Origin of the sequence: Methylobacterium komagatae (assembly GCF_042661665.1) — a bacterium.
In the GTDB taxonomy this organism is placed as follows: Bacteria; Pseudomonadota; Alphaproteobacteria; order Rhizobiales; family Beijerinckiaceae; genus Methylobacterium; species Methylobacterium komagatae.
Map to the genome: position 1 here is coordinate 160240 of NZ_JBHSWN010000001.1, position 19896 is coordinate 180135.

A 19896-nucleotide genomic window follows, 5' to 3' on the forward strand; every position below is an offset into this window, starting at 1 on the left:
AGGCAAACGAGCCAGGCGCAAGGAAAGCATACAAGCTTTTATTCGACAATCGCCTTCAGAAATGAAGGGTAATCACATGATAAATAAGTCGATTTACGATGTGTTGCATACACCAGAGGATAAAAGAATTTCTTTTACCTTAAATAGATCGCGACCTGACAGCATCAGGGTAGATGCAACATTATACGGCTTGCGTCTTGAAATCGAATGTTTTGAGAACCATCAAGTTGAAGTGTCAACATTCTGTGGCAATGAAGACATTGATGGCGGATTTGAGTTTCTTCTGAAGATATTAAACGAAAACAGCCTGGATTAATCATGTAATTGCAATGATATAAAATAGCCAGAGCGCTTTGTTTTTCGTTCACGGCTATCTAACTCGCTGGGGTGCTAAGTAGGTTTATGGAACTACTCCGGCCACCTCAGCGCCGCCGCCGCCGCGAGCGTTCCGACGACGGCGGCGATGAGGGTAAGGCCCGTCAGCACCGCCAGCGGCACGAGGAACGGCACGGTCCCGCCCGTCGCGGCCTGGGCGGCGGAGACGCCGAAGATCAGCGTCGGGATCATCAGCGGCAGAACCAGCACCGCGAGAATCAGGCCGCCCCGGCGAATCGAGGCGGTGAGGGCCGCACCGACGGCGCCGATGAAGCTCAGGGCGGGCGTACCGACCGCGAGCGTCAGCGCGGTCGCGGCCATGGCCGTGCCGTCGAGGGCGACGAGGAGGCCGAAGAGTGGGCTCGCAAGCGCAAGCGGCAATCCAGTCGTGAGCCAGTGGGCGAGCACCTTGGCGAGCACGACGCCTTCGAGGGGCACAGGCGCGCCGGTCATCAGATCGAGGGAACCGTCTTCCTCATCCGCCTGGAACAGCCGGTCGAGGCCAATCAGCGTAGCGAGCACGGCCGCGAGCCAGAGAATGGCGGGCCCGATGCGCGAAAGAAGGTTGAGGTCCGGTCCCAGGGCGAAGGGCACCAGCGCCACGATCATCAGGAAGAAGACGAGGGACAGCGTGCCCGATCCGCCGACGCGGGCGGCCAGGCGCAGGTCTCGGGCGACGAGGGCGTAACCGGCGCGGATCATATCCACTCCTCCGCGTCGGCCGCCTCGGAGGCGGCTGCGGGTGCCTCGGCCGCGCGATCGATGCGCAACTCCATTGCGTCTCGAAGACCGAGGGCTTGATGGGTCGCGGCGATCACGAGGCCGCCAGTGGCCCGGTGTTCGGCCATGAGCGCAGCCAGCACGTCTTGCGAGGCGACGTCCAGGGCGGCGGTCGGCTCATCGAGCAGCCAGAGGGGCCGCGCGCAGACGAGGAGCCGGGCCAGCGCCACGCGCCGCCTCTGTCCCGCCGAGAGATACGCGACCGGCAGGTCGTGGACATGGCCGAGGCCGAGGCGTTCGAGCGCCTCGTGAGGCATCAGGCGCGGCGCACCGAGGAGATCGCGGGCGAAGATCAGGTTCTCCCCGGCGGTCAGCGCGGATTTCAGCCCATCCCGGTGGCCGACGACATGCAGGCATTCCGGCAGGCTCGACTCACCGACATCGGAGACGGCGATCCGCCCCCCATCCGGCCGGAGGCGCCCGGACAGGATCGCGAGCAGGCTCGACTTGCCCGCGCCGTTGCGGCCGGTAACGGCCAGCGCCCCGCCCTCCCCCAGGGAGAAGGTCAGGCCGGCGAAGATCCGGCGGCCGGATCGGCGGCAGGCGAGGTTGTCGACGTCGAGCCGCACAGATCCCCCAAGGATGGACCGGGCTCGCGGGACGCGTCCGGCGCGCCTCCATGCCCGATTGCAGCCCTCGACGGAACAGCACAGGCGGCTCACGCACTTGTCGTCACCGGGAGGATTCTCATGAGCCTGGATGATCGACAGACCTCACCCACCGAGGCGGAGGTGGCCACCAGCGACGATGCGGTGAAAGGCCTCGCCATGGTCGAAGCGCGGGTCGGCCGCTGCACGAAGGAAGAGCAGAACGCCTTCTGGGAAGCGGTCGGCCGCTGCTTCGGCGGCGGCAAGCCGCCGGATCCGCAAAACCCGTAAGTCCGTTTAGGACTTCATAGCCCGCGAGATCGCTCGCAGCGCTCCCTGGAAGGTGCGCACGTCCTGTTCGTTCAGGGCCATGCGGTGAAGCATGTCGCGCATGTTGCGCGTGATGCCCCCGCGCTTCTCCGGCGGATAGAAGCCCGCCGCGTCGAGCGCCGCCTCCAGGTTCGTGAACAGGGCGACCATCGCCTCGCGGGTCGCGGGCGGCGACAGCATCTCGCCCGAGAACGGGAGGCGCGCCCGGCCGCTGGCCTTCCGCCACTCGTAGCCGACCAGCAGCACCGCCTGAGCGAGATTCAGCGAGGGGAAATCCGGCGAGACGGGGAAGGTGATGATGGCATCGGCCAACGATACTTCGTCGTTCGTGAGCCCGACGCGCTCGCGTCCGAAAAGAATGCCGCACCGCTGACCTTCGCGTCCGACGAGATCCGCCATGGCCTCGTCCGGAGCGAAGACACGCTTCATTTGCCCGCGCTCACGGGCGGTGGTCGCGAACACGCAATGAAGATCAGCGATCGCCTCCTCGACGCTCGCGAAGATGTGTGCATCGTCGAGCACGTGCGTGGCGCCGGAGGCCGCCTCGCGCACACCCTTCTTCGGCCAGCCGTTCTTCGGGTTGACGAGGCGTAGCTCCGACAGGCCGAAATTCGCCATGGCGCGGGCCGTCATGCCGATATTCTCGGCCAGCTGCGGCTCCACGAGGATCACGACGGGCGCCGTGCCCGGCGGGAGTTCGAGTTCCTTTTCAGCGGACGTGCGGGTCATGCCGCCCTCTCGCACGGGCCCGGTGGCCCGTCGAGGGGGCAGTTACGACACCGCCTCAATGACAGCGCGAGCCTTCCGCTCCCGGTGCCCCCTTGCTATGTCGCCGGGCGCGTCCGCACGGCACTTGCATGCCGTGCCCCCTGTAGGACAGCGCGCGGGAAGGCAATCGGCCCATGGCGAAGATCAAGGTAGCGAACCCGGTCGTCGAGCTCGACGGCGACGAGATGACCCGGATCATCTGGGCCGAGATCAAGAACAAGCTCATCCACCCCTATCTCGACGTCGATCTCGAATATTACGACCTCGGCGTCGAGCATCGCGACGCGACTTCCGACAAGGTGACGGTGGATGCCGCCGAGGCGATCAAGCGCCACGGCGTCGGCGTGAAGTGCGCCACCATCACGCCGGACGAAGCCCGCGTGCAGGAGTTCAAACTCAAGGAGATGTGGCGGTCGCCGAACGGCACGATCCGCAACATCCTCGGCGGCGTGATCTTCCGCGAGCCGATCATCTGCAAGAACGTGCCGCGCCTTGTGCCCGGCTGGACGCAGCCCTTCGTGATCGGCCGCCATGCCTATGGCGACCAGTACCGCGCCACCGACTTCAAGGTGCCCGGTAAGGGCCGCTTGACCATCAAGTTCGAAGGGGACGACGGCACCGTCATCGAGAAGGAGGTGTTCAAGTTCCCCGAGGCCGGCGTCGCCATGTCGATGTACAACCTCGACCAGTCGATCATCGATTTCGCTCGCGCGTCGATGAATTACGGCCTCGCCCGCCGTTACCCGGTGTATCTCTCCACCAAGAACACCATCCTCAAGGCCTATGACGGCCGGTTCAAGGACCTGTTCCAGAAGGTCTACGAGGAGGAGTTCAAGGCGAAGTTCGACACGCTCGGCATCACCTACGAGCACCGCCTCATCGACGACATGGTGGCCTCGTGCCTCAAGTGGTCGGGCGGCTACGTGTGGGCCTGTAAGAACTACGACGGCGACGTGCAGTCGGACACCGCGGCCCAGGGCTTCGGTTCGCTCGGCCTGATGACCTCCGTGCTGATGACGCCGGATGGCAACACCGTCGAGGCCGAGGCCGCCCACGGCACCGTGACCCGCCACTATCGCGAGCACCAGAAAGGCCGCGAGACCTCGACAAACTCCATCGCCTCGATCTTCGCCTGGACCCGCGGCCTCTCGCACCGCGCCAAGCTCGACGGCAACGACGAGCTGGCGAAATTCTCGGCCACGCTGGAGAAGGTTTGCGTCGACACGGTCGAGGCCGGTCACATGACCAAGGATCTCGCGCTGCTCGTCGGACCGGATCAGAAGTGGCTGTCCACGACCGGCTTCCTCGACAAGGTCGATCAGAACCTCAAGACGGCGATGTCCGTCTGAGCCTGAGGCTCACGCCGGAACCACGATGAAGGCGGTGGGTGCTAAGGCACCCGCCGCCTTTTTCGCTTTGGGATTGTATCGCGGGCAATGGGTCGCATGGCGGCCCGCCCAAGCGGAATATGACTGATTTCCATTCAACACTCTGACATTGCGGAACAATCTCTCTCACGCAGAGCAGCCGCGCTTAAACATGGCGCTCGCAACGCGGTGCTCAGCATACAACCTCAGGTGACATTCGCGGCATCGGTGCGCTAGGCTGCTTTCGAGGGGCCAGCGGCTCAGGGGAGCGATGTTGTGTTCGAGGCGCCGAAGACCCAGGAACATCTGAGGCGGATCGCGTCCGCTCTCGACGTTCCTCCCAGCGCCTTTCGCGCCGCGCAGTCCGTTTTCGATGAAGGACCGGATGCGAAGGAGCGAGCGGAAGCTGCCCTTCTGTTCAGTTGCCTCACGGCACCCGATCAGAGGGCGGCCGTCGTTTCTTTGTTACGCGCGCTGGCGCGTCCGTCCGAGCGCCGCTGAATCAGGCGGCAACGAGGAGCGCCGCTCCGGCCACTCCCGAAAGGACGAGGCGCAGGCGCCCGAGCCAGACGGGCGCGAGGCCACGCCGGGTGAGGTCCTGATCGACGAGCCCCCAGGCTAGAACCAGAACGCCGAGAATGCGGAGATCCCAGGGAGCGGGCGCGGCCATTGCGGCCCATGCGACGAGGGACGGAACGATCGCGATGAAGTAATCGCCCCCGCTGCCGCCACGCGCGGCCGCGGCGCCCCACCGGATGCCGCCGAGGAAAGAGGCGATCACAGCGCCGTAGGCCGACAGGATGGTGCGCGGCGACAAGCCGATCGTGCCGAGGCCGCCATCGCTTCCCGAGACCGCCAAGGCCGCGAAACCGAGAAAGGGAATCAGCCCGGCCACACCGAGCACGATCGCGCTCATTGGCACTGCGGGAAGGCGCGGCATCCAACCTCCGGTTCCATGCCCGGCCATGGGACCGTACCTAACCGGGCCGGACCGACCGCACTTGCGAGCGAGGCGTCCCGCATCCGGCGCCTGCGGTCAAGTTCTGAACGCCAACCGCGTCGCTAAGCCACCCCGACTCGTCTGGATCGCAAGAGCAGAGGGGCGCCCGGAGGCGACCCTGTCAGATCTGTCGGCGCGAGACCGAAACTGTGGCGGCGGTCGGCACGGGGGCGCCGAGCAGGCTGACCGGCCCCTGACCCGCATCGCTCACGGCCGGGGGCTCGTTCACGGCCGGGTCGAGACGGCGCGGCTTGAACGAACCGGCGAGGCTCTTGGCACGAGCGAGGTCGGGCGCGCTGAGCTTCGTCGCGACGTCATCGCGCTTCTTCGCGGCATCGTCGTCGCCCTGGGCGGCGGCGGCGGCGAACCACACGTAGGACTGCACGAGATCCTGCGTCAGCCCGAGGCCGCGGGCGTAGAGCACCGCGATGTTGTACTGACTGTCGCGAACGCCGTGCTCGGCTCCCTGACGGAACCAGGAGGCGGCGGACACGAAATCGGGCTTGCCGTTGGCGGCCGGGTTCTCGGCATAGATTACGCCGAGATTGTGCATGGCCCGGGCATGACCCTGCTCGGCGGCCCGGCCGTACCAGAGCTTCGCCTGGGCGAGGTCACGGGCGACGCCCGAACCCTTCTCGTAATGCGCACCGAGCTTGTACTGCGCGGGTGCGTAGCCGACATTCGCGAGCTTTTCAAAGAGCTTGGCGGCAGCGGCGAGATCGCGCGGCATGCCCCGGCCATCCGATTCGCGAACCGCGAGGTCCCACACCGCCGCACCGTCGCCGTCGAGGGCGGCCTGCTTGGTCTTGGCGAGGTTGGCGGGCACGGTGGCGAGGTCGTTGGCGAGCCCGGCCATATTTGGAACCTGGGGTACGGCGGGCTTCGCCGGATCCTGCGTCTCGGGCGGACGCGGGGCAGCCACGGTCTGCGTCGTGGTCGGATCCTTCGGTGCCGCCTGCTGCGCGGGAGCCTTCGGTGCTTCGGCAGCCTTCACCGACTCGGAGATCTTTTCGGCCGTGGGGCCCGGCGGCGTGGCGAGCAGGGGCACGCGGGCCGCATCGTCCTTGTTCACGCTCACCGCCTGGATGGCGCCGAGCGTCAGGACGATGGCGGCGAGGCCGAGGAGAAGCGGCTTGCGATGCTGGTCGATCTCCGAGCGCAGGCGGGTCATCGGACCGACCGTCGGCGCGGAGGCCTGAGGGGCACGGGAACGCTGGGGGCGATCGATCGGCGTCTCGGCGGCAAGCTCGGCCTGCGCGGCCTGCGCGGCGCGGCGGGCGGCAGCGATGAAGCTCGTCTTGATGTCGCCATCGGAAGCGGCAGCCTGGTCGAGGGCGGGCGCCTTCGGGGCGGACTGGCGCTTCTCGGCCGCGACGGCCGGAGCACGCAACGGGCGCGGCGAGCCCGGCTCGAGCAGCACGCTGGTCGCGGAATAGGCGACCGGAGCCGGCTCGGCCTCCTCATGCTGCGCCGGGCGAAGGGCGGGCCGGGGAGCCTCGACGCTGGTCGAGGTCATCAGACGCTCATCGAGGGACGGGGCGCGCGCCGCGACCGGAGCCTCGGTGGAGATGAGGCGGTTCACCAACCGGTCGAGGGCGGATTGCACGCCTTCGAGGGTCGAGCTCAGCCGCTCGTCAGAGGCGATCTGCCGAGCCTGCATCTCGGCGAGGCTCGCTCGGAGCAGCCCGAACTCGGTCGGGTCCGCCTTGACGCTGGCCCCCTGAAGGGTTTCCGCGACGGCCTGCCGGGCCGCGCGCTCGATGACGGCGTCGCTCGGGGCGACCTCACGAAGGGCTTCGACCTGATGCATCAGGTCGTTCATCGTACGCTCGAGGCTGGTGAGAGCCGGATCGAGCGCCGAAGGCGCCTCGATCCTGTCGACGAGCGTCAGAACCTGCTTTTCCAAGGCATCGAGACCGTCGGCCCCATTGCGCTGGCCGACACGGTCCACCTTCTCCGCGAGGCTCTGCAGCATCGCCTGGATCGAGGCCATCTCACCGCTGGTGGCGGGGGCCGCCTGCTGACGGCGCGCATCCGCATCGAAATCGGCGCGGGCGGAAAGGCTGTCCACGCGTTCGGCCAGCGCGCTGATCTCGTCGGCCAGCTCGATCTTCTGAGCAGGCTCCTCGCTGACAACCGGCTCCGGCTGAGCCTCCTCGGCCGGAGGGAGGCGATCGATTTGCTCGCTCAGCGACTGGACGCGGCTGGCCACGGCATCGAGCCGAGCCGGCTTCGCCAATTCGTCGGCGGCGGCGCGGATTTCGGCCAGTTCGACCGAGAGGGCGTGAAGCAGGTCGCGGTCGGCATCGGCCTCCTCGAAGGCGGTGGCGACGTCGAGCCTGTTCTTGAACCGCTTGATGCCGATGGCGACCTGCGCATGGGCCGCTTCGGTCTCCCCGACGTTCAGTTCATCGATCCGCGTCCGGACGACGGCAAGCGGGAGCGCCAGGGCCGGAGCCTCGGCATCGGATTTCGCACGAGCGATGTTCGCGGCGATGGACTCGACCGCGTTCTCGAGTTCAAGCACGTCCGCGTTGGAGGCGAGCGGAGCCAGCAGATCACGCAGCCGGACCGCGTTGCGCTGCAATTCGTCGGTCACGTAGGCGGGAAGACCGTTCTCGTCCTTGGCCAGAGCGTCGGTGGTGAGGCGGCGGGCGAGGTCGCGATGCATCGTGGCGACCGATCCGGCGGGCTGAGACTGCTCCGTGAGTTCACGCTGGCGCTGGCGGATGGCCTGCACGGCCTCGCGCATTTCGGCGGCGCTGGCCTTGCCGCGCTTGGCCGCCGGACGGGCACTGCCCTCCTGCGAAACCGGATCGACACGCAAGGCGATGTCCTCGGGCCGCTTGTGCTCATCGAGAGCGGCCGCACGGCGTTCGGCTTCCACGGACTGATCGAGGCCGTCGAGGCGTGCCATCAGCGCCTTAAGGCTTTCGGAGCCCGAACCGTGGGCCTGATCCAGAGGCATCCGGCCGTGCTCCCCTGCAAAAAGCTGTTCGGTCGCGCCGGAAACCGGCGCGAGGTGCTGCGGGACGACGGAGGCGATCCACGCCTCCAAAGGGACGCCGGCGCGGCTCGCGACATCGCGGGCGGCTTCGATCACCTCCGGATCGAAACTATCGAAGTGCGAGGTCGCGTTGCGGTTCATCGTCGGCCTGTCGTCATCGGCGAGCAGCGTGGCGCCCGACCGGTTTGGAGCCGGGGGTCGTGCCCCCGGCGCTGCAACCTGTGGGGCGCCTGGCGGTAACCATTAAATTTGTTGGTAAACATCGGGTTAAGGTGGGCTCAGGATTGCCCCCTGCCGCTCGAACAATGATATTGCAACTATAGCGTGCGACCTCTCGCCTAAAGCGGGCAGAGGATCGAGGAACGCAGCCGCTTCAATCACTTACATCGTGCGGCATGTCCGCCGTCCCCCGTCCTGCGGCAGGGTCGGCACGTTGCCGCGAGCTGTGGCTGACGTTTAAGGTTCGTGCATCGAAAGCGGCTTTTTCGACCGCCATTCGAATCGCAAGGGCAGGAAACATTCGCATGCCGCAATACCGTTCGCCGGTAGACGACACGCTGTTCATCCTCAACGACGTTCTTGGCCTACAGGGTCGGTCGAACCTCAGCGGCTTCGCAGAGGCGACGCCCGACGTGGTCGAAGCCGTGCTGCGCGAAGGGGCGAAACTCGCCGACGAGATCCTGGCACCGGTCAATCAGGCGGGCGACCGGGAGGGGTGCAAGCGGCATCCGGATGGCCGCGTCACCACGCCGCCGGGCTTCAAGGCCGCCTACGACGCCTACGCGGGCGGAGGCTGGATGGGGCTCTCGGTGCCCGAGGAATACGGCGGACAAGGCCTTCCGCAAGTTCTGAATATTGCTATTCAGGATTTCGCGAACGGCGCAAACCTCGCTCTCAGCATGTATCCCGGCCTGACCCAGGGGGCGATTGCCGCCCTGCTCGTCCATGGTTCGGAGGAGCAGAAAGCGCGCTACGTGCCGAAGATGGTCGAGGGCACGTGGACCGGGACCATGAACCTGACCGAGCCGCATTGCGGCACGGATCTCGGCCTGCTCCGCACCAAGGCCGTGCCTCGGGGCGACGGCTCTTACGCCATTACCGGCACGAAGATCTTCATCTCGGCCGGTGAGCACGATCTCTCGGAGAACATCGTGCATCTCGTCATCGCCCGCATCGAGGGCGCTCCGGCGGGCACGAAGGGTATTTCGCTCTTCCTCGTGCCCAAGGTGCTGGTGAACGAGGACGGTTCGCTCGGCGCGCGCAACGGCGTGACCTGCGGTTCCATCGAGCACAAGATGGGCATCCACGGAAACGCCACCTGCGTCATGAATTACGACGGCGCGACCGGCTGGCTGGTGGGCGAGGCCAATCGCGGCCTTAACGCCATGTTCGTGATGATGAACGAGGCGCGTCTCGCGGTCGGCGTTCAGGGGCTCGGTCAATCTGAGGTCGCCTATCAGAACGCCGTCGCCTACGCGAAGGATCGTCTTCAGGGCCGTGCCCTCACCGGAGCCAAGGCGCCCGACAAGGCCGCCGATCCGATCATCGTCCATCCCGACGTGCGGCGGACCTTGATGCAGATTCGCGCCTTCAACGAGGCCGCCCGCGCTCTGGTGCTCTGGACCGCTTTGCAGGGCGACATCCTCCACCGGGCCGAGGATACCAAGGAGCGACAGGCGGCCGATGACCTGATGGGGCTGATGACCCCGGTGGTGAAGGGCGTGCTCACGGATCGTGGCTTCGCCAACGCCGTCGAAGCGCAGCAGATGCTGGGCGGCCACGGCTATGTCGAGGAGTGGGGCATGTCGCAGTTCGTGCGCGATGCCCGCATCGCCATGATCTACGAAGGCGCCAACGGCATCCAGGCCATGGACCTGATCGGCCGCAAGCTGCCGAAGGATGGAGGAAGGGCGATGATGGCCTTCCTCGGCGAGATCCAGGGCTTTCTGAAAGAGGCGGGCGAGGACGAGGCCATGGCGCCCTTTGCGAAGCCGCTTCAGGTGGCGACGGGCGATCTCCAGCAGGCGACGATGTGGCTGATGCAGAACGCGTTTGCCGACCCGGACAATGCCGGTGCAGGCGCAACCGATTACATGCACCTGCTCGGGCTCGTCGCCCTCGGCTACATGTGGTGCCGCATCGCCAGAGCAGCCCAGGCCCGGAAGGCCGAAGGCCGTGACACCGCCCGGTGGGAGGCGAAGCTCGTCACCGGCCGGTTCTTCATGGAGCGGACCTTGCCCGAGACGGCCTTGCGCCTCGTGCGGATCAAGGCCGGGTCTCAGACGACCATGGCGCTGGAGGCGGAGGCTTTCTAGGCCTCCACCCCGGACGTTAGCTCCGCAGCGCCCGGTCCAGATCCTCGATCAGGTCGGCCGGGTCTTCCAGGCCGATCGACAGGCGCACCACCTCGGGTCCGGCACCGGCGGCGGTCTTCTGCTCGTCGGTCAGCTGCCGGTGAGTGGTCGAGGCCGGGTGAATGATCAGCGAGCGGGTGTCGCCAATATTGGCGAGGTGAGAGAACAGTTCGAGGTTCGAGACGAGCTTCACGCCCGCCTCGTACCCGCCCTTCAGGCCGAAAGTGAACACCGCGCCCGCGCCGTTCGGCGTATAGCGCTTGGCCATCGCGTAGTACTTGTCGCTCTCGAGCCCCGGATAGCTCACCCACGCCACGGCCTCGTGCTGCGATAGGAAGGTCGCAACCTTGAGAGCGTTGTCGGAATGGCGCTGCATCCGCAGCGGCAGCGTCTCGATGCCGTTGAGGATCAGGAACGCATTGAACGGCGAGAGCGAGGGTCCGAGATCGCGCAGGCCCAGGACCCGGCAGGCGATGGCGAAGCCGAAATTGCCGAAGGTCTCGGCGAGTACCATGCCGGCATATTCCGGCCGGGGCTGGCTCATCATCGGGTAGCGGGCATCGCCCGCCCATTGGAACGTGCCGCCATCGACGATCAGGCCGCCGATCGAGTTGCCGTGGCCACCGAGGAACTTGGTGGCGGAATGCACGACGATGTCCGCCCCGTGCTCGAACGGGCGGATCAGGTACGGCGTCGCCATCGTGTTGTCGACGATAAGCGGAATGTTGTGCTTCTTCGCGATCTGCGACAGCGCCGCGATGTCGGTGATGACGCCGCCGGGATTGGCGATGGACTCGCAGAAGATGGCCTTGGTGCGCGGCGTGATCGCCGCCTCGAACGAGGCCGGATTGTCGGTATCCGCCCAGACGACCGACCAGCCGAAGTTCCGGTAGGAATGGTTGAACTGGTTGATCGAGCCGCCATACAGCTTGTTGGCGGCCACGAACTCGTCGCCCGGCTGCATCAGCGCGTGCATGGTGAGGAATTCGGCGGCGTGGCCTGAAGCCACGGCGAGGGCGGCCGTGCCGCCTTCCAGGGCCGCGATTCGCTCTTCCAGCACGGCGTTCGTCGGGTTGGTGATGCGGGTGTAGATGTTGCCGAAGGCCTGGAGGCCGAACAGCGACGCCGCATGGTCTACATCGTCGAACACGAAGCTCGTGGTCTGATAGATCGGCGTCGCGCGGGCGCCCGTCGCGGCGTCGGGGGCGGCGCCTGCGTGGATCGCCAGGGTGTTGAAGCCGGGCAGCCGGTCGGTCATTTCGCTCACAAGTCTCCGTGGGCTGATGCCCTCAGCCTGTACGCCCGCACGGGATCACGGCGCAAGGCGCGCCTCAGGCAGCAGCCTTGCGGAACACGAGGGTGAGGTTGTTCGCGGGCATCTCCACCCGCTCCGTAAGGCGCAACCCGTGCAAGGCTGCAAGCACCTCCACCTCGCCGAGCAGACGAAGGCCCCAGCGAGGGTCGCGCGCGCGCAGATCGGCGTCGAACGCCTCGTTACTCGGCGCCGTGGGCCGCCCGTCTTCCCGGAACGGCCCATACAGCACCAGCGGCGCCCCGTCCGAGAGCAATCGCCCGGCCCCGGCCATCAAGCCCTTGGCGGCCGACCAGGGCGCGATGTGGATCATGTTGATGCACAAAACCGCCTCGGCGGAAGCCAGCGGCCAGTCTGGTGCTGCGGCATCGAGCACCATGGGCTCGTTCAAGTTTGTAAGAGCCGCAAGGCACCCATGGGCCGCGATGCTGCGAAGGGCGGCCGGTTCCGGATCGCTCGGCTGCCAGACGAGATGCGGCAGCGCACGAGCGAAATAGATGGCATGCTCGCCGGACCCGCTCGCTACTTCCAGCACTGTCCCGGAGTCGGGCAGAACACGGGTCAGGATGGCGAGGATCGCATCCCGGTTGCGGGCAACGGCGGGTGCGGTGAGAGCATCACCTTCGGAGAACCAGTTCAGCATGAGGCCAACCTAGCACAGATGCCGGTTGGCTCGCCGTTCGACCGACTGTCCGAAGATGTGGTGAGCGCGCTGGGACTCGAACCCAGGACCTACAGATTAAAAGTCCGTTGCTCTACCAGCTGAGCTACGCGCTCGCGACCCCGTCGAGCGGGGCCGGCGGCCACCGCAATAGGGGAGCGGATCGGGAGGGTCAACCGATCGTCGCGCGGGCGCGCTCGACGATCGCACGGGCTTCGTCGAAAGCCGCAGCTGCGTCGAGTTCGGTCGTGTCGAGCCGCACGGCATCGTCGGCCATGCGCAGGGGGCTGTGCTGCGCAGGGAATCACGCGCGTCGCGAGCCTCGATATCGGCCAGGATGCCTTCAAGCGTTGCGGCCTCGCCGCGCCCGGCCAATTCCTTATGGCGGCGGCGGGCGCGCTCCTCGGATGAGGCGGTAATGAACAGCTTCACGCTGGCCGCCGGACAGACCACGGTGCCGATATCGCGGCCGTCGAGAACCGCTCCAGCCGGATCGGCGGCAAAACGGCGCTGCCATGCGAGCAAGGCGGAGCGCACCTCCGGCACGGCCGAGATGCGCGAGGCGGCTTCGCCCATCGCCCGGTCGCGCAGTCGCGGATCGGTGAGGCCGTCGGCGTCGAGGGTTTCGGCCGCGCGAGCAGCGGCCTTTGTATCGTCAAGGGATTGGCCTGCTTCGAGCACGGCGAAGGCGACGGCGCGATAGAGCAGACCCGTATCGAGATGCGGCAGGCCGTAATGCGCGGCGAGGCGCTTGGCGAGGGTACCCTTGCCGGAAGCGGCTGGGCCGTCGATGGCGATGACGAGAGGCATGATCAGGCTCCGATCCGGCCGCCGAGGGCGGACATGGTCGGCAGGAAGCTGGGGAAGCTGGTGGCGATCATCGCCCCGTCATCAACCCTTACAGGCTCACGCGTTGCCAGCCCCAGCACGAGGAACGACATGGCAATGCGGTGGTCGAGATGACTCGCCACCGTGCCGCCGCCCCTCGGCGCGCTGCCATCGCCCTCCACGATCAGGTCGTCGCCCTCGATCCGGTGGGTGATGCCGTTTGCGGCCAGACCCGCCGCCACGGCGGCGAGGCGGTCGGATTCCTTCACACGCAGCTCGTGCAGGCCGTTCATGCGCGTCGTACCCTCGGCGAAGGCGGCGGCGACGGCGAGCACAGGGTATTCGTCGATCATTGCGGGCGCCCGCTCGGCCGGGACATCGACGCCCTTCAGGTGGCTCGCCCGCACACGGAGATTCGCGACCGTCTCGCCGCCCTCCTCGCGCTCGTCCAGCTTCTCGATATCCGCGCCCATCTCGATCAGGGTGGTGATGAGGCCGGTGCGGAGCGGGTTCATCATCACCCCCTCGATCACGATCTCGGAGCCGGGCGTGATCAACGCGGCCACCAGCGGAAAGGCCGCCGAGGACGGATCGGCCGGGACGATGACATCCGTGCCGCGCAGGGTCGGCTGGCCGGTGAGGGACACCTTGCGGCCATGGCCCTGCGGTCCATGCGGCTCGACGCGGATCTCGGCCCCGAACAGACGCAGCATCCGCTCGGTATGGTCGCGGGTGGCGGCCGTCTCGATCACGGTCGTGACGCCCGGCGCATTGAGCGCGGCGAGGAGAACGGCGGATTTGATCTGCGCCGATGCGGCGGGGGTCTCGTAGGTGATCGGGATCGCTTCCTGCGGCCCGCGCAGGGTCAGCGGCACGCGCCCACCCGCCGCCTCGGACACGACCTGAGTGCCCATGAGGCAGAGCGGATCGAGGATGCGGCGCATGGGCCGGGAGCGCAGGGAGGCGTCGCCGTCGAAGGTCGCCGTCACCGGCTGGCCACCGACCACGCCCATCATCAGGCGCGAGCCGGTTCCGGCATTGCCGAAATCCAGCACCTCGGCCGGATCGGTGAGGCCGCCGATGCCGACGCCGTCGACCACCCAGCGCCCCTCGCCCAGCCGCTCGACCTTGGCGCCGAGCGCCTTGGCGGCGGCGGCCGTGCGAAGCACGTCGTCTCCCTCCAGCAGCCCCTCCACGCGGGTGCGCCCCTGGCTCAACAGCCCGAGAATCATCGAGCGGTGCGAGATCGACTTGTCGCCCGGCGGACGAAGGCTTCCCCGTAGGGCAGCGCCCGGCGTGGCGGTGAGTGGCTCAGGGGCGAGGGCGTGCGACACGGGGCAGGTCCGTTCGGATCTTCATGCGGCGGGGATGGCCCGGCGCGGAGCGCGCCAGGGGCTTCCCAAAGGCCGGTTCGCGGCGCCGTTATCACGGGCGTCGCCCGTCGTCATCCGCGGCAGGACCGGCGGCAATGCGCCGGAGTGACGAGGGTTCGGGAAAACATTGCGAATTCCCGCCGCAGCGCCTCGATTGACAGGGGCGACAGCCGCGACTAACCGGGCCGCTCTCCGCACACTGCTTCGACGACGAGGTGTCCCCCGTGGCCCGACCTGAACTCGGCCTTAAACGCCAGTGCATGAGCTGCGGCGCGAAGTTTTACGACCTCGCCCGCGACCCCGCGACCTGCCCGAAATGTGGTGCGGTCTATCAAGCGGCTGTCGGCCGCGTTGCGCCGCCCGCCCTGTCGCGCAGCACCACCGACGACGATGAGGACGAGACGGACGACAAGGGTCCGGAGCTGGTCTCCCTCGATGAGGTCGAGGCCGCCGAGGACGATGCCGATCCGACGCCGGCCGATGACAGCGACGACGATGCCGATTCCAGCGGCGGCGACGACGATACCTTCCTCGAGGAGGAAGACAGCGGCGACGACGACGTGTCGGACCTGATCGACGGCGATATCGAGAACGACGAAGAGAGCTGAGCCCCCTTCGACGGTTTGTTGAAAATAGGGGTTGAGTCCGGCCGGCAGGGCGCTTATAGAACCGCCCTCGCCGGCCCTTCATTGGAACGGCGAACCCTGCGGAACCCAACCGCAGCGGCAAATAGTGGGGCCTTAGCTCAGCTGGGAGAGCGCTTCCATGGCATGGAAGAGGTCATCGGTTCGATCCCGTTAGGCTCCACCATTTCTTCTTCGGATCCCAGTGCTGTTATCGTTCGATTGCGCGCCGGATCTGCTCTTCTATCCTTTGTTGCACTTGTGAGCACGGTTGGCGTCCTGCCCGCTGCGATCGTCGTTTCGGAACTAGTCCGCGCCGACGAGATCGTTGCGGTGCGTCCAGCCTCGACGGCCGAGGCCCTGGTGGCCGATCTACGAGGCCGGATCCTGCGCTCGGACAGCGCGACGGCGGCGCTCGAATCATGGTGCGCCGAAAAGGGACTCGCACAGCAGGCGCGCCTCGTCGCCCATCGTCAGCAGGGCGTGGATAAGCCGCTGACGGCGGAGCAGCGCGAACGCCTTGGCGTCGGTCCGGACGAGCCCGTACGCTACCGGCATGTGCGCCTTGCCTGCGGCGACCGTGTCCTGTCCGAAGCGGACAATTGGTATGTCCCCTCGCGGCTCACGCCGGAAATGAACCTTGCCCTCGACAGGTCGGACGTTCCGTTCGGCCGCGTGGTACGCCCCCTGGCACCCGTGCGCCGGGTCGTGTCGGTCCAGAGCTTCCCGCTCGCCACCGATCCCGGCCCGGACGCGCCCCTCGTGCGGGTCGATGCCCTGCTGGTGACAGGCGCGGGCGTCCCGTTCTGTGAGGTGATCGAGACCTATCTCGGCGCTACGCTACCCTCCCCCGCTAGTTCGACCGAGTCGGAGACTTCACGTGACATCCGTTTCGCTGCGCCTCGCTTCCTTCGCGCTGCTCGTTGCCGTCACCGGGCCGGTCGAGGCCGCGCCCGGCGATCCGAGCGGCCTGTGGCTGACGGAAACGGGCAAATCGAAGGTCAAGATCGCCCCCTGTGGCGGTGGCTATTGCGGCACTATCGTCAGCGCGCCGGGCAAGGCGCTCGATGCCAACAACCCCGACGCCTCCCTGCGTGGCCGCAGCGTCATCGGCGTGCAAATCCTCGACGCGCGCAAGCCCGATGGAAACGGCTTTTCAGGCAGCCTCTATAACCCGAACGACGGCAAGACCTATTCGGGCTCCATGAAGCTGACGAAGCCGGATACGCTGGAGGTTTCGGGTTGCGTCCTCGGCTTTCTGTGCAAGAGCCAGACATGGACCCGTACGAAATAACCGGATCCGGCTTTAATCCATCAACTCCTGTGTGGTGACGCACATATCGCGGTCCTACGCCGGATCGATAGCGCGCAATCCAGGTTCCCCGTCCCACACATCAGGGACGGGTAATCATGACCGCCTACACCAAGCTGACGCTCGCCGCTGCCCTCGCAGCATCCCTCGCCACACCCGCCCTTGCGCAGGTCATCGAGACTCCGACCGCGACCACCGTCGTGGTGCCGCAGGGCGCACCGGGCGTCGTAACGCCGCTTAACAACGCCACGGGCGAGGCGGGCGCCATCACCTACACGCCCACGGGCCGCGCCGCTGACTCGATCTCGAACGACTCGGCCGCTGCGGGTAACGCCGGCCAGCCGTCGCGTGCCGCCGCGCAGGGTGGCGCTGGCGGCGGTCGCTAAAACGATCCGAAACGAAAAAGGGCCGCACCGACGAGGTGCGGCCCTTTCTGTTCAAGCCGATCTTAGGCGGAGGCGGCGAGAGCCTTCTCGATGGCATCGAGGGCAGCCTGTGCGCCCGCACCGTTTGGACCACCCGCCTGAGCCATGTCGCGGCGTCCACCGCCGCCCTTGCCGCCCAGCGCGTCCGCTCCGGCCCGGACGAGCGCGACTGCATCGAAACGGCTGGCAAGATCCTCGGTGACACCGACCACGAGACCGGCCTTGCCATCTGCGGCGACACCCACGATGGCGACGATGCCGGAGCCGAGGCGGCTCTTGCCCTCATCCGCGAGGCTCTTGAGATCGCGCATCTCCACGCCCTCGACCACCCGGGCCATCAACGGCACGCCCGCGACATCCTTGGGCGCATCAGCAGAGGCAGACCCGCCCCCGCCCATGGCGAGCTTCTTCCGGGCGTCGGTCGGCTCACGCTCCAGGCGACGACGATCCTCCATGAGGGCCGTCAGACGATCCGGCGCCTCGGCTGCGGGGGCCTTCAAAATACCTGCCAGCGAGGCGAGCGTCCGCGACTCCTCGGCACGGTAGCGGCGGGCCGCATCGGCCGTCAGCGCTTCGATGCGGCGCACGCCCGCGCCGACCGCGCTCTCCGACACGATGGTGATCGCGCCAATATCGCCCGTCCGTCCGGCATGGGTGCCGCCGCAGAGCTCCACCGAGAACGCCTTGGCGTTGGTCTCGCCCACCGGGAGGCCCATGGAGACGACGCGGACCTCATCGCCGTACTTTTCGCCGAACAACGCCCGCGCGCCGGATTCGATGGCATCGTCCACAGCCATCAGCTTGGTCACGACGGGCTCGTTCTGCAGCAGCACCGCGTTGGCGATGTCCTCGACGCGCGCCATCTCTTCAGCCTCGATCGGCTTCGGGTGGCTGATGTCGAAGCGCAGACGCTCCGGCGTGACGAGCGAGCCCTTCTGCGCGACGTGATCGCCCAGAATCTGGCGCAGCGCCTCGTGCAGCAAGTGGGTGGCCGAGTGGTTGGCACGGATCGCCCGGCGGCGAGCGTGATCGACCTTCAGCTCCACCGGCTGGTCGATGCGCAGCGTCCCCTCTTCGACGCTCACCACATGGGCGAAGAGGTCACCCAGCTTCTTCTGGGTGTCGGTGACACGCACCTTTAGGCCGCCCGAGACGATCAGCCCGGTATCGCCGACCTGACCGCCCGATTCTGCGTAGAACGGGGTCTGATTCAGAACGACGAGGCCGGATTGGCCTGCTGACAATTCAGAGGTCTCGGCGCCGTCGCGCAGCAGAGCCGTCACCACGCCCTCGGCGGCCTCGGTCTCGTAGCCCAGGAACTCGGTGGCGCCGACGCGCTCGCGCACGCCGAACCACACAGTTTCCGTTGCCGATTCGCCCGAGCCCTTCCAAGCCTCGCGCGCCGCCTGCTTCTGCCGCTGCATCGCCGCCTGGAAGGCGTCGGTGTCGACGCCGATGCCGCGCGCCTTGAGGGCGTCCTGCGTCAGGTCGAGGGGGAAGCCGTAGGTGTCGTAGAGGGTGAAGGCCGTGTCGCCGGAGAGCTTCTCGCCTTCCTTGAGGTCGCGGCTCTCGGCATCGAGGATCGACAGGCCGCGCTCCAGGGTACGGCGGAAGCGGGTCTCTTCCAGCTTCAACGTCTCGCCGATCAGCGCCTCCGCGCGCATCAGTTCGGGATAAGCCTGCCCCATCTCGCGGACGAGCGCCGGCACCAGCCGGTACATGGTCGGCTCGCGGGCGCCGAGAATCTCGGCATGGCGCATGGCCCGGCGCATGATGCGGCGCAGGACGTAGCCGCGTCCTTCGTTGCCCGGCAGAACGCCGTCCGCCACAAGGAAGGACGAGGCGCGCAGGTGGTCCGCGATCACCCGGTAGGACGCCATCGTGGACGGCTCCGGCGCGCGGGAGACCGCATGGGCCACGGCCTCGATCAGCGCCTTGAACAGGTCGGTGTCGTAGTTCGACTTCACGCCCTGAAGGACGGCCGCCATGCGCTCCAGGCCCATGCCGGTGTCGATGGACGGGCGCGGCAGCGGGTTGCGTGCCCCCGGCTCTGTCTGCTCGTATTGCATGAACACGAGGTTCCAGAACTCGAGGAAGCGATCGCCGTCCTCGTCCGGGCTGCCGGGCGGTCCGCCGCGCAACTCCGGGCCCTGGTCGATGAAGATCTCGGAACAGGGTCCGCAGGGGCCGGTATCGCCCATCTGCCAGAAATTGTCCGACGTGCCGATGCGGATGATCTTGTTGTCCGAGAAGCCGGCGATCTTCTTCCACAGCAAAGCGGCATCGTCGTCATCGGCATAGACGGTGACGAGGAGCTTTTCGGGCGAGAGGCCGAACTCCTTCGTGATCAGCGTCCAGGCCAGGCTCGATCGCGCGTTCCTTGAAATAGTCGCCGAACGAGAAATTCCCCAACATCTCGAAGAAGGTGTGGTGACGCGCCGTGTACCCGACATTGTCGAGGTCGTTGTGCTTGCCACCCGCACGGACACATTTCTGGGCCGTGACCGCCCGGTCGTAGGGCCGCTTCTCCACACCCGTGAAGACGTTCTTGAACTGCACCATTCCGGCGTTCGTGAACATCAGGGTCGGGTCATTCTTCGGGACCAATCCCGAGGACGGGACGACCGTGTGGCCAGCCTCCGCAAAGAAGTCGAGGAAGGTCGACCGGATCTCGTTGACGCCGCTCATCTGGCAGACTCTTCAGGCTTCTCACGTCACTAGCGGGGGGCACGCTCCGGCGCGCCCCCTGTAGCGTCCTCTTAAGGATGGAACAGGCGGGAGTCACGGCGCCAGA

16 protein-coding genes, 2 tRNA genes and 2 pseudogenes are annotated in these 19896 nt (G+C 66.9%); 8 read left to right on the forward strand and 12 right to left on the reverse strand.

Annotated features, from left to right (window positions below):
• Positions 1–408: 408 nt before the first annotated feature.
• Positions 409–1077, reverse strand: a complete 669-nt coding sequence (gene ccmB, locus ACFQE0_RS00790) for a heme exporter protein CcmB (RefSeq protein WP_378966157.1) — start codon at positions 1075–1077, stop codon at positions 409–411.
• The gene (ccmA, locus tag ACFQE0_RS00795; RefSeq protein ID WP_378966160.1) at positions 1074–1724 is read right to left on the reverse strand and encodes a heme ABC exporter ATP-binding protein CcmA; all 651 of its coding nucleotides are present in this window, start codon (positions 1722–1724) and stop codon (positions 1074–1076) included. The genes ccmB and ccmA overlap by 4 nt, the downstream gene beginning before the upstream one ends.
• A gap of 120 nt (positions 1725–1844) precedes the next feature.
• Here ccmA and ACFQE0_RS00800 point away from each other — a divergent pair, with 120 nt between their 5' ends.
• Positions 1845–2033 (forward strand): hypothetical protein, encoded by a 189-nt coding sequence (locus ACFQE0_RS00800; protein ID WP_378966163.1) that lies wholly within the window; start codon positions 1845–1847, stop codon positions 2031–2033.
• A 6-nt stretch (positions 2034–2039) separates the two neighbouring features.
• On the opposite strand, the gene ACFQE0_RS00805 is transcribed toward ACFQE0_RS00800, so the two are convergent.
• Complete coding sequence (locus tag ACFQE0_RS00805; RefSeq protein WP_378966165.1) at positions 2040–2801, reverse strand: RNA methyltransferase; 762 nt, start codon at positions 2799–2801, stop codon at positions 2040–2042.
• 173 nt (positions 2802–2974) lie between these two features.
• Between ACFQE0_RS00805 and ACFQE0_RS00810 the strand changes: the two genes are divergently transcribed.
• Together ACFQE0_RS00810 and ACFQE0_RS00815 are read left to right on the forward strand one after the other, a co-directional pair.
• Positions 2975–4189, forward strand: a complete 1215-nt coding sequence (locus ACFQE0_RS00810; RefSeq protein WP_378966167.1) for an NADP-dependent isocitrate dehydrogenase — start codon at positions 2975–2977, stop codon at positions 4187–4189.
• A gap of 294 nt (positions 4190–4483) precedes the next feature.
• Positions 4484–4708, forward strand: a complete 225-nt coding sequence (locus tag ACFQE0_RS00815; protein ID WP_378966169.1) for a hypothetical protein — start codon at positions 4484–4486, stop codon at positions 4706–4708.
• A gap of 1 nt (position 4709) precedes the next feature.
• On the opposite strand, the gene ACFQE0_RS00820 is transcribed toward ACFQE0_RS00815, so the two are convergent.
• Positions 4710–5147 (reverse strand): DUF3429 domain-containing protein, encoded by a 438-nt coding sequence (locus ACFQE0_RS00820; protein ID WP_378966171.1) that lies wholly within the window; start codon positions 5145–5147, stop codon positions 4710–4712.
• 181 nt (positions 5148–5328) lie between these two features.
• On the reverse strand, positions 5329–8355 hold the full coding sequence (locus tag ACFQE0_RS00825; RefSeq protein WP_378966174.1) for a hypothetical protein: 3027 nt from the start codon (positions 8353–8355) through the stop codon (positions 5329–5331).
• A gap of 383 nt (positions 8356–8738) precedes the next feature.
• Between ACFQE0_RS00825 and ACFQE0_RS00830 the strand changes: the two genes are divergently transcribed.
• Positions 8739–10529, forward strand: coding sequence for an acyl-CoA dehydrogenase C-terminal domain-containing protein (locus tag ACFQE0_RS00830; RefSeq protein WP_378966176.1), 1791 nt, complete (start codon positions 8739–8741; stop codon positions 10527–10529).
• Positions 10530–10545: 16 nt separating this feature from the next.
• Here ACFQE0_RS00830 and ACFQE0_RS00835 read toward each other — a convergent pair whose 3' ends face one another.
• From ACFQE0_RS00835 to aroA, 5 genes and pseudogenes are all read right to left on the reverse strand, one after another.
• Entirely contained in the window at positions 10546–11826 is a 1281-nt protein-coding gene (locus ACFQE0_RS00835) for an O-acetylhomoserine aminocarboxypropyltransferase (RefSeq protein ID WP_378975181.1), read from the reverse strand.
• 73 nt (positions 11827–11899) lie between these two features.
• Complete coding sequence (locus ACFQE0_RS00840; protein WP_378966179.1) at positions 11900–12523, reverse strand: DUF938 domain-containing protein; 624 nt, start codon at positions 12521–12523, stop codon at positions 11900–11902.
• Between the two features lie 58 nt (positions 12524–12581).
• Positions 12582–12657 (reverse strand) — tRNA-Lys (locus ACFQE0_RS00845).
• A 56-nt stretch (positions 12658–12713) separates the two neighbouring features.
• A pseudogene (locus ACFQE0_RS00850) lies at positions 12714–13351 on the reverse strand ((d)CMP kinase).
• Positions 13352–13353: 2 nt separating this feature from the next.
• A complete protein-coding gene (gene aroA, locus ACFQE0_RS00855; RefSeq protein WP_378966181.1) occupies positions 13354–14703 on the reverse strand; it encodes a 3-phosphoshikimate 1-carboxyvinyltransferase in 1350 nt (449 codons plus the stop codon).
• 263 nt (positions 14704–14966) lie between these two features.
• Here aroA and ACFQE0_RS00860 point away from each other — a divergent pair, with 263 nt between their 5' ends.
• Both ACFQE0_RS00860 and ACFQE0_RS00865 read left to right on the forward strand, forming a co-directional pair.
• Complete coding sequence (locus tag ACFQE0_RS00860) at positions 14967–15350, forward strand: TIGR02300 family protein (RefSeq protein WP_378966183.1); 384 nt, start codon at positions 14967–14969, stop codon at positions 15348–15350.
• A gap of 126 nt (positions 15351–15476) precedes the next feature.
• Positions 15477–15552, forward strand: a tRNA-Ala gene (locus tag ACFQE0_RS00865).
• Positions 15553–15785: 233 nt separating this feature from the next.
• Here ACFQE0_RS00865 and ACFQE0_RS00870 read toward each other — a convergent pair.
• Complete coding sequence (locus ACFQE0_RS00870) at positions 15786–15923, reverse strand: hypothetical protein (RefSeq protein ID WP_378966185.1); 138 nt, start codon at positions 15921–15923, stop codon at positions 15786–15788.
• 322 nt (positions 15924–16245) lie between these two features.
• On the opposite strand from ACFQE0_RS00870, the gene ACFQE0_RS00875 reads away from it, so the two are divergent.
• Both ACFQE0_RS00875 and ACFQE0_RS00880 read left to right on the forward strand, forming a co-directional pair.
• Positions 16246–16659, forward strand: coding sequence for a DUF2147 domain-containing protein (locus ACFQE0_RS00875; RefSeq protein ID WP_378966187.1), 414 nt, complete (start codon positions 16246–16248; stop codon positions 16657–16659).
• Between the two features lie 116 nt (positions 16660–16775).
• On the forward strand, positions 16776–17063 hold the full coding sequence (locus tag ACFQE0_RS00880; protein WP_378966190.1) for a hypothetical protein: 288 nt from the start codon (positions 16776–16778) through the stop codon (positions 17061–17063).
• Between the two features lie 62 nt (positions 17064–17125).
• Here ACFQE0_RS00880 and alaS read toward each other — a convergent pair.
• Positions 17126–19790: pseudogene (alaS, locus tag ACFQE0_RS00885) on the reverse strand (alanine--tRNA ligase).
• Positions 19791–19896 lie beyond the last annotated feature (106 nt).

Excerpts from the sequence above, each read along its gene's own strand:
- ccmB (WP_378966157.1), bottom strand. The coding sequence starts at position 1,077 with ATGATCCGCGCCGGTTACGCCCTCGTCGCCCGAGACCTGCGCCTGGCC.
- ACFQE0_RS00800 (WP_378966163.1), top strand. The coding sequence starts at position 1,845 with ATGAGCCTGGATGATCGACAGACCTCACCCACCGAGGCGGAGGTGGCC.
- ACFQE0_RS00805 (WP_378966165.1), bottom strand. The coding sequence starts at position 2,801 with ATGACCCGCACGTCCGCTGAAAAGGAACTCGAACTCCCGCCGGGCACG.
- ACFQE0_RS00810 (WP_378966167.1), top strand. The coding sequence starts at position 2,975 with ATGGCGAAGATCAAGGTAGCGAACCCGGTCGTCGAGCTCGACGGCGAC.
- ACFQE0_RS00820 (WP_378966171.1), bottom strand. The coding sequence starts at position 5,147 with ATGCCGCGCCTTCCCGCAGTGCCAATGAGCGCGATCGTGCTCGGTGTG.
- ACFQE0_RS00825 (WP_378966174.1), bottom strand. The coding sequence starts at position 8,355 with ATGAACCGCAACGCGACCTCGCACTTCGATAGTTTCGATCCGGAGGTG.
- ACFQE0_RS00830 (WP_378966176.1), top strand. The coding sequence starts at position 8,739 with ATGCCGCAATACCGTTCGCCGGTAGACGACACGCTGTTCATCCTCAAC.
- ACFQE0_RS00835 (WP_378975181.1), bottom strand. The coding sequence starts at position 11,826 with ATGACCGACCGGCTGCCCGGCTTCAACACCCTGGCGATCCACGCAGGC.
- ACFQE0_RS00840 (WP_378966179.1), bottom strand. The coding sequence starts at position 12,523 with ATGCTGAACTGGTTCTCCGAAGGTGATGCTCTCACCGCACCCGCCGTT.
- ACFQE0_RS00870 (WP_378966185.1), bottom strand. The coding sequence starts at position 15,923 with ATGCCGGTAGCGTACGGGCTCGTCCGGACCGACGCCAAGGCGTTCGCG.
- ACFQE0_RS00880 (WP_378966190.1), top strand. The coding sequence starts at position 16,776 with ATGACCGCCTACACCAAGCTGACGCTCGCCGCTGCCCTCGCAGCATCC.